General features: G+C 66.9%; 1 protein-coding gene and 1 pseudogene. Both read left to right on the forward strand.

Annotation, left to right across the window (positions count from 1 at the left end):
• Positions 1-562: 562 nt before the first annotated feature.
• Positions 563-1591 (forward strand): LacI family DNA-binding transcriptional regulator, encoded by a 1029-nt coding sequence (locus ELR45_RS05425; protein WP_129664048.1) that lies wholly within the window; start codon positions 563-565, stop codon positions 1589-1591.
• Positions 1592-1660: 69 nt separating this feature from the next.
• Positions 1661-2079 (forward strand): annotated as a pseudogene (locus ELR45_RS05430) (hypothetical protein); the annotation flags it as partial.

Consider the following 2079-nt stretch of genomic DNA (forward strand, 5'->3'; position numbering starts at 1 on the left):
GAGCAGGTCGTCGATCCGCTCATCGAGAGGCAGGTCAGGGTTGCGGAACGGATAGTCCTCGTCCTGGGCACTGGCGGTGGGCGCCAGCAGCAAGCCCACTGCGAGCAGCGGAACGGCGAGCAGGGCAAGGATCTTGGTCGGGCGGTGCGGCCGACGCATGGGAGATCCCATGCGTCGTGGCCATCGTAGCGACAGGGAACTCATCGGGCTTCACGATCCTCTCCGTCGAGGTCGCCGGCCTACCGCCGTGTGCGGTGGCCGGAGCGCGCGAACGTATCGAAGCGCTTCGACGTTGCACTGGAGCGCTCCCAGTCGAAGCGCTTCGACTGTGGCACACGAGGCTTATCAGGTCAAGGATTGACTCCGTACCCGACGGACGGTAGGAACGTCGGCCGCCCAGGGGTGATACGCGCCGCAACTCGTCGCACCCGCCGTCAATCCGGGGCGCGCGGAGAACGGGGGTGCCTATACTGTCACCGCCGATACGGCGCAACACGCCAATAAGTGAACATTCGAAACCTTTCGAGTGAAGGTCTCGATCACACCCGCAGGATGGTCGCCCGTGCCACCACGAATGATCGATGTCGCCCGCCGGGCCAACGTTGCACTGAGCACGGTCTCCTACGCGATCAACGGCCAACGAGCGGTGTCCGAGGAAACCAGGGGCCGCATCCGGCAAGCCATGGAGGAACTGGGATACCAACCCAATGTGCTGGCCAGAGGCCTGGCGAGCAAACACACCAACATCTTGGCGCTGCTCTTCCCCACGCCGGAACGCGGTCTGGGCGTGACCGAGATGGAGTTCGTCGCCGGTGCCGCCGACGCCGCCCGCGAGCACGGCTACCACCTGGTGCTCTCCCCCAGCGAGCTGCGCAACGTCCGCGACCTCGAGCAGCTGACCGGCCAGGGTCTGATCGACGGCGCACTGGTGATGGAGGTCCGGATCGACGACGATCGGGTGCAGCTCCTGGAGCAGGCCGGCATCCCGTTCAGCATGATCGGCCGCACCAGCGATCCCGGACGCATCAGCTACGCCGACATCGACTTCGAACAGACCACGCGGGACGCCGTCAGGCACCTGGTCGAGCTGGGACACCGGTGTATCGGCTTTCTCAACCACTCGCCGTCGGCGTACTCCGTCGGCTACGGACCGACGGTGCGTGCCTCCGAAGGCTTCCGGCGTGCTGCCGCGGCCGCCGGCGTCGTCTACGTCGAGCGGCTGTGCGGCGACAACGCAAGCGCCGGCCAGGCCGCATTCCACGAACTGCGCGCGGCGCAGCCGGACATCACCGCGCTGATCGTGATGAACGAGCGGGCCATCGTCGGCGTCATGGACGCGCTGGACGAGATCGGATGGCGAGTTCCCGACGATCTCTCGATCGTCGCGATCGTCTCGTCGACACGCGTCACCGAGATGATGCGGCCGAAGCTGACCACGTGGGAGCCGCCGAGCGCCGAACTCGGCCGCCTCGGGATCCAGATGCTGTTGGACCAGATCGATGGCGACGGCGGCGAACCCACGCCGACCCAGGAGCTGTTGCCCTGCCGGCTGGCGGTCGGCGCCAGCTCCGCCCCTCCCCCCGCTCGCTGACCGCCTGTCATCTCTGGGCGACTCGCTGAGCGTTGTCAACCATCTCGGTCCGAGCGGCGTCTATTGTGCATGACCGAACAACGTCGGCGTGCCTTTTCCGCCATCGCGCTCGTTGGCGCCGCACTCCTATTCGCAGCCGCGTGCGGCGACGAGACGCCGCAGGTCAGCACGCAAACTGGCGACTCGGTCGACGACGCGCCCGAGCCTCAGGAGAGTGCAGACAACGCCGGCCAGGCAGCAGCCACGCCCCCGTCGCCCGGTGACCTCGTCGCCACGTGTGGAGCCGTTCAGTTCGACGAGCTTCCCGCGGATCCGTCGTCGTTCCCCCCGATCGCTGACCAGGCAGACGACATCGATCTCACCATCGCCGAAGGCGAGGACGAGTTCTTCGAGATCCACGACTGGTACGTCACCCACGAGAGCGACGACGAACTCACCCTGTTCGGCGTTCCGCACGAGCCGGAACCCGAGGCTCCGCCGTACGCGTC

Source organism: Phytoactinopolyspora endophytica, assembly GCF_004138495.1.
In the GTDB taxonomy this organism is placed as follows: domain Bacteria; phylum Actinomycetota; class Actinomycetes; order Jiangellales; family Jiangellaceae; genus Phytoactinopolyspora; species Phytoactinopolyspora endophytica.